This is a genomic window from Mesorhizobium sp. M4B.F.Ca.ET.017.02.2.1, from assembly GCF_003998955.1.
GTDB classification, from domain to species: domain Bacteria; phylum Pseudomonadota; class Alphaproteobacteria; order Rhizobiales; family Rhizobiaceae; genus Mesorhizobium; species Mesorhizobium abyssinicae.
On record NZ_RZOF01000342.1, the window covers coordinates 1 to 6,692 of the forward strand.

Annotated in this window: 5 protein-coding genes and 1 pseudogene; 1 reads left to right on the forward strand and 5 read right to left on the reverse strand. The window is 65.5% G+C overall.

The window, feature by feature from the left end; all coding sequences use genetic code 11:
- Window positions 1–102 (forward strand): annotated as a pseudogene (locus EN738_RS28415) (IS110 family transposase); the annotation flags it as partial.
- Between the two features lie 199 nt (window positions 103–301).
- Here EN738_RS28415 and EN738_RS28420 read toward each other — a convergent pair.
- The 5 genes from EN738_RS28420 to EN738_RS28445 all read right to left on the reverse strand — a co-directional run bounded on the left by EN738_RS28420 (window position 302) and on the right by EN738_RS28445 (window position 6,433).
- Entirely contained in the window at window positions 302–940 is a 639-nt protein-coding gene (locus tag EN738_RS28420) for an alpha/beta family hydrolase (RefSeq protein ID WP_127286556.1), read from the reverse strand.
- A 238-nt stretch (window positions 941–1,178) separates the two neighbouring features.
- Window positions 1,179–2,297, reverse strand: a complete 1,119-nt coding sequence (locus EN738_RS28425; protein WP_127286557.1) for a tetratricopeptide repeat protein — start codon at window positions 2,295–2,297, stop codon at window positions 1,179–1,181.
- Window positions 2,294–3,205, reverse strand: coding sequence for a Ku protein (locus tag EN738_RS28430; protein ID WP_127286558.1), 912 nt, complete (start codon window positions 3,203–3,205; stop codon window positions 2,294–2,296). Before EN738_RS28430 ends, EN738_RS28425 begins: the two co-directional genes overlap by 4 nt.
- A 267-nt stretch (window positions 3,206–3,472) precedes the next feature.
- Window positions 3,473–5,971: a DNA ligase D gene (gene ligD, locus EN738_RS28435; protein WP_127286559.1), complete on the reverse strand. Its 2,499-nt coding sequence runs from the start codon at window positions 5,969–5,971 to the stop codon at window positions 3,473–3,475.
- A 237-nt stretch (window positions 5,972–6,208) separates the two neighbouring features.
- The gene (locus tag EN738_RS28445; RefSeq protein WP_127286561.1) at window positions 6,209–6,433 is read right to left on the reverse strand and encodes a hypothetical protein; all 225 of its coding nucleotides are present in this window, start codon (window positions 6,431–6,433) and stop codon (window positions 6,209–6,211) included.
- Between the last annotated feature and the right edge of the window lie 259 nt (window positions 6,434–6,692).

Here is a 6,692-nt window from a genome sequence, read left to right on the forward strand (position 1 = left end):
GTCGGCAAGCCGAAGATCGTCGCCGTCGTGGCCGTCATGCGAAAGCTGCTGACCATTCTCAACGCCATCATCCGCGACCAAAAACCATGGCAAACAGCTTGACAGCCAAGACAGTCGCTCTCCCCGTTAACGGGGAGAAGAGGGCTGGCCGTGACGCCGGCGCGTTTCCTGCAACGCTGGCGATGAGCGAAACCGGAGGCGACAGCGCCCTTCTCCCCGTTCACGGGGAGAAGATGGCGGCAGCCAGATGAGGGGCGGCGCAGACGCCAAAGAATGTCCAATCAGGGTCGAAGCGACCGCCCTAAAGCCCCTCTGCCCAAGCCTTCACCCTCTCCGCCATCGTCCCCAGATGATCCGCGGTCGAAAAACCCGAGATCGCCTTGCGCGGCTTCAGATCGTGGTCACCATCCTCCAGCCAGATCATCTCGATTGCGTCGGAGAGACCGTAGGTCGCCACCTCGTCCTTTGTGCCCAACTCGTCGCGCGTGCCCTGGAACATCAGCGTCGGGGTCTTGAGGCCGAGGAGATGTTTTGTCCTCAGCTGCTCGGGCTTGGCTGGCGGATGGAACGGATAGCCGAGGCAGACCAGCCCGGCGCTGTCGCCTTTTTCAAACATCTCGTCGGCGACCATGGAGGCGACGCGCCCGCCCATCGACTTGCCGCCGATGATCAGCTTGCCGGTCACGCCCTTGGCGCGCAGGTCGGCGATCGCCTTGATGTATTCAGGATTCACCGTCTCGGCGCGCGGCGGTGGCTTGCGATGGCCGTAGCGGCGGGCGGCCATGTAGTGGAACTCGAAGCGCGCGACCTGGAAGCCGGCCGCTGCGAGCGCCTTGGCGGTGGCGGCCATCGAGGGCGAATCCATCGACGCGCCCGCGCCGTGAGCGAGCAGGATGGTGACGGGAGCGGTGTCGAAGCCGTCGAAGAGGAAGTGGGTCATGGGGCTGTGCTCGGCGCGACGGCGAAGCTGCTGATCTCCCCCCTTGTGGGGGAGATGGCCGGCAGGCCAGAGGGGGGCGCGAAGGAACGCCGACTTCGACTCTTACAAATCGAAAGTCTTAGAGGTCGACGCCGCGAGCCGTTGAGAGGCTGGCGGGACAGCGCCCCCCTCTGTCCTGTCGGACATCTCCCCCACAAGGGGGGAGATTGGCTGTCGCGACGGCCTTCGCCAATCATTGTCACCCCGCTGTCCGCGCCATATGCAGATCCACGAACTGTATGCCCTTCTGCGCCAGCCTCGCCCATTCGGAGTCGGTATCCAATTCCAGATAGCGCGCCCAAAGCCGGCGGGCTTCGGGAAAATTCCCCGCGTCGAACTCCAACCGCGCCAAATTGAACACCGGGTCGGCATAAGCCTTGTCGAGCGTGATCGCCTTCTGAAGATGGCGGCGGGCCGAGGCCACCTTGCCCTCGTCGCTCATCAGGCCGGCGAGGTTGAACCAGGCTTCGACGAAGCCGGGATCGAGCTTGATCGCCCGCGCATAGTCGTGCGCGGCTTCCGCCACGCGGCTGGCGCCGCGCAGGCAGTTGGCGCGATTGAAGGCGGCGATGGCATCGCTGGGGTCGATCGCCAGGCAGCGCTGGTAGAGTGTGGCCGCGTCATCATGGCGCTCCTCCTCTTCCGCGGTCTCCGCCTCGGCGAAGAGTTCCTCCAGGGTATCGTCTTCAGGACTGCCCAGATCGAACAGCAGTTGGCCGTCGAGTTCGCTCATACCCTCGTCGAGATAGATCGCATCCGGACGACCATGCTGCGACCCGACATTGAGGGACTTGGCGGTGAGCGAGGCGACCGGGCCGGAGCGGTGGACGGAGCGCGCGATGGCTCCCCAGGTCGCGCCGCTGGCGATCAGCCCTGCATATTTGCGGGCCAGGATCAGATCGCGGAAGGAATAGGGCTCGCCGTCGTGCTCGAAGGCGTCGAACAGCGACAGCATGTCGAGATCGTCGCCGGCAAGCCGCGACTGGTCGATGAGCGACTGCCTGGACAGCGACGAGGCTTCCGGCGCCTTCATCAGGCCGAGCAGGCGCAGGAACCCGTTCTCGCTGATCAGCGCGCGGCCGGCTTCGCGCTCCGCATTCGTTCGGCGCACGATCTCGGCATCGCCTGTCCTGCCCGTCGCGGCTTTTGCCAGCAGCGTGCGGCCAAAGACGACATGCGTCGTGCGCCGCGTGACGCCGCGCCTCAGCTCGGCATGGCGGCGCTCGACCTCGCGCGCGGCGAGCCGGAGCGGAAAGGCGGCCAGCGCGCCGACGGCGCCGAAGACGGCGCCGGGAACGATGACTGGCCCTGCCGTCACTTCTTGCTCTTGCCGACGGCCTTCAACAGGTTCGCCTTCAGCGGGTTTTCAGGCGCACCGCCGGCGGCGGCCTTTTTGGCAGCGGGTTTTGCCGGCGCCTCCTCGGCCTTGCTCTTCGACTTGGCCGGCGGCTTGGCGGACTGCGACAGGCTGGCCTTCAGCGCATCCATCAGGTTGATGACGTTGCCGCGCTCGGGCGCGGCCGCGATGATCGGCTTGTGGCCCTTCAGCTTCTCGCGGATCATCGCCATCAGCGCCACCTCGTAGCGATCCTCGTATTTCTTCGGATCGAAGGTGGTTTCCTTCTGCTTGATCAGCGCCTCGGCCAGCTGCAGCATTTCGGGGTCCGGCTTGCCGGCCGGGATGTTGCCGAAATATTCAGCCGTGCCGCGCACTTCGTTCGGGTTCCTCAAGGTACAGACGAACATGCCGTTCTCGCGCGCGCCGATCGTCACCACGCGCTCGCGGCTGGACAGCACCAGGCGCGCGATCGCCAGCTTGCCGGATTGGCGCATCGCCTCGCGCAGCACGGCGAAGGTCTCCTCGGCCATGGCTCCGTCGGGGGCCAGGTAATAGGGCGAGTCCTGGTAGATGACGTCGACCTCGCCTTCGTCGACGAAGGCCTCGATGTTCATCGTGTGGTTGGATTCGATCCTGACCGCATCGAGGTCGGCATCATCGATGATGATGTATTGCTTGTCCTCGTATTCGTAACCCTTGACCAGATCCGAGCGCTCGACCAGCCCTAGCTCGGGATCGACCGGCTTCATGTTGATGCGGTTGTGGGTCTTCTTATGCAGCTGGTTGAACGCAATGCGTTCGCTCGCGCTGGTGGCCGGATAGAGCCGGACCGGACAGCTGACGAGGCTGAGCTTGAGGTAACCTTTCCAACTTGCCCTGGGCGCCATGATGAACTCCTACGCGGCCATGCACTGACTTTATCTTGGAGCATGGTCTTGTCCAAAAACCGGTTCCCACTTTTTGGGACCATGCTCGTTGCAGCGCTCCCGCTCAAGGACGGTTGGCGCTGTGGAAATCCTACACCGACCCCTCACGATAACGGCAAATCCCTAGCGAAGTGTTTTTCGGGGCTGGGGGGAGGATAATTCAAATTGTAGGAAGCGTCGATGGAGATGGAACTGAGCGGGGGCGCGAAGGAACGCGACGCTCGTCGCCTATCCCGCCTTGTCCATCACCGGCAAATCCCTCGCCGCCTCGTCGATCTCCGCCCAGGGATCGCCCGACGTCTCCAAGAGCCCCGGCAGCGAGGCGTAGTTGAGGTCCTCCGGCGCGTCGATCGTCTCGAGATCCGCCCAGCTTACCGGGGTCGAGGCCGGCAGGTTGGTGCGGGCGCGCAGCGAATAAGGCGCAGCGGAGGTGTGGCCGCGGGCGTTGCGGTGGAAGTCGATGAAGATGCGGCGCTTGCGGTTTTCCTTGCCCATGGTGGTGGTGAAGGTGTCGGGCGCGCTTGCCGCCAGATAAGTCGAGATGGCGCTCGAGGCCTGGTGCAGCTTCTTCCAGTTCTGCTTTCTGGTCACCGGCACGGTGATGTGGATGCCCTTGCCGCCCGAGGTTTTGGCGAACGGCACCAGCCCCAGCGCCTCAAGGCCGCCCTTGATGTGCACGGCCGCCTCCACCACCTCGCGCCAGGTGATCCCCTCGCCCGGATCGAGGTCGAAAACGATCTGGTCGGGCTTGTCGAGGCTGGTGCGATGCGTGCCCCAGGTGTGGAACTCCACCACGCCGAACTGGGCCAGCGCCAGATAGCCCTTTGCCCCTTCGACCGAAAGATAGGACTTGGTCTCGCCTTCGGAGTTGGTGGCCCCGAAGGTGACGACCGAGGGCGGCATGCCGGTGAAGGCATGGCGCTGGAAGAAGCAGTCCTGCGGCTTTCCGGTCGGGCAGCGCACCAGCGACACCGGGCGGCCGATGATGTGCGGCAGCATGAAATCGCCGACCAGCGCGTAGTAGACGGCAATGTCGAGCTTGGTCGGCCCGGTCTTGCCGAACAGCCGGCGCTCCGGATTGGTGACCCAGATGGTGGCGAGGTCGGATTCGGCGATCAGCCGCTTGCGCTTGACCGGCGCCGGCGTCGTCAGTCCGCCGACATCGCGCAATCCGCGAAAGACGCCGTGGCGGATCGCATTGTCGGCGGTGCGGTTGGAATAGCGGATGCGGGCCGACAGCAGCGGCTTCACCCAATGCATCTCGCGCATGATCTCGCGCGGCGCCCCCTCGGGCGGCGTGGCGCCGGCGGTCAGCCGTTCCAGCCGGGCAAGCAGGTCGGTCGCCATGTCGCGGTCGAAGCCGGTGCCGACCTTGCCGCGATAGTGCAATTCGCCGTTTTCGAACTCGGCCATTCCCAGCGCCGCCAGACCTTCCGCCCGGTCGGACACGGTATAGCCGGCGATGACGAAATCATCCGTCTTTTGCGCCTTCACCTTGGTCCAGCTCTTGGTGCGGCCACTCTGGTAGATGGCGTCGGCGCGCTTGGAGACGACGCCTTCCAGCCCAAGGTCCGAGGCCTGTTCGTAGAGACCCTGCCCGTCGCCCTCGACATGGTCGCTGAACTGGATGGCGGCGTTGGCGGCCTGGCCGGCGAGCAGTTCGGCAAGCAGCGCCTTACGCTTCCGCAGCGGCGCCTTGCGCAGGTCCCAGCCGTCGAGGTGGAGGAGGTCGAAGGCGTAGAAATGCAATTTGCTGCCGGCGCCGGCCGAGAGCGCGTCCTGCAGCAGCGCGAAACGGGAAATGCCCTTCTCGTCGAGAACCATGATCTCGCCGTCGATGATTGCCTGGCTGACCGGCAGCCTGGCGAAGGCCTGTGGCAGGTCGCCATAGCGCTTCGTCCAGTCGATGCCGCCGCGGGTGATCAGCCTGACCTCGCCATCCACGACATGGGCCATGGTGCGGTAACCGTCGAACTTGATTTCGTGCAGCCAGTGCTCGCTGGTGTTTTCCGCCGGCCCCTCGCCGCCAGGCGGCTTCGGCACCTGGGTGGCGAGCTGCGGCTCGATGCGGGAAGGCGGTGCGGCCTTGACGGCGCCGGGCAGCGCGCCGGGCTTCAGCGAGCCGGCTTTCGGCGGCAGACGCTCGGCCTTCCTCGGCGGCGCCGCCAGTTCCTCGATGCGGCGGCCGGACTTCACGCTTTCCGGCCGCGCTTCGAGGATGTCGAGCTTGGTATCGGAGGCGAGGTCGCGCTCCTTGAACAAGAGCCAGTTCTTCTTCGCTTCGTCCTCGCCGGGCTTTGGCTTCAGCCTGGTCAGCATCCAGCCGCCGTTCAGCTTCTCGCCGGCCAGGCGGAACTTGAAGGCGCCGGTGCGAAGCGACTTCTCGACATCCTCCATCGGCGCCCAGGTGCCGGTGTCCCAGACGATCATCGGCCCGCCGCCATATTCGCCCTCGGGGATGACGCCCTCGAAGTCGATGTATTCGAGCGGATGGTCCTCGGTCTCGACGGCGAGGCGCTTGTCGGCCGGGTTGAGCGAGGGCCCGCGCGGCACCGCCCAGCTCTTCAGCACGCCACCGACCTCGAGGCGCAGATCGTAATGGTCGGCGGTGGCGTGGTGCTTGTGGACGACGAAGCGGTTGCCCGCATCGAAGACAACCCCACCCACCGGCTCCGGCGTGCGGCTGAATTCGCGCTTGGCGCGGTAGGGTTTGAGGTTGGAGGGCATCAGCAACCAGCGCCCGCCAAAGGCAAAAGCCGAGCTCCTTCGCGCCCCCCTCTGGCCTGCCGGCCATCTCCCCCACTTGGGGGGAGATCAGACGTCGCGCCGGCTTTCGCCAATCGCCAACGTTGAACAATGATGGCCGGCGCCGGAACAGCCAATCTCCCCCCTTGAGGGGGAGATGGCCGGCAGGCCAGAGGGGGGTGCTGTCCCGCCAGCCTTGCCATGATCATCCGTGAAAACTCAATCGTCGGCGGCCGGCGTGAGCTCGAGCTCAGCCGGGGTCAGCCCTTGCCTGAGCTGGCTCAGCCGGAACTCATCGACCCAATAGGCCTCGCCGTCGACCAGCACGCGCGCGCTGTATGTGCCACCGGAGAAGCTTTGCGCGGTGACATAGACCTTGTGGCGGTCGAGCGCCTTCTTCACCGCGGCGCGGCGGGAGTTTTCTCTGGCGACGGAACTGGCCATGGGCTCACACATCTATGCAGCCTAGGAGCGGCGGCTGGCTATAAGGATGGCGGAGAGCGGCGGGGGAGTCAATTTGGCGGGTGCGATGAGGCGCTGATCTCCCCCCTCGAGGGGGAGATGGCCGGCAGGCCAGAGGGGGTCGTCTAACATAGATCTCCCCCCTGTCTTCGTCGCACAGAGGCGTCGGCGCTTCACGCGCGGCGACCCCCTCTGTCGCCTTCGGCGACATCTCCCCCAAGGGGGGAGATTGGCTGTGGCC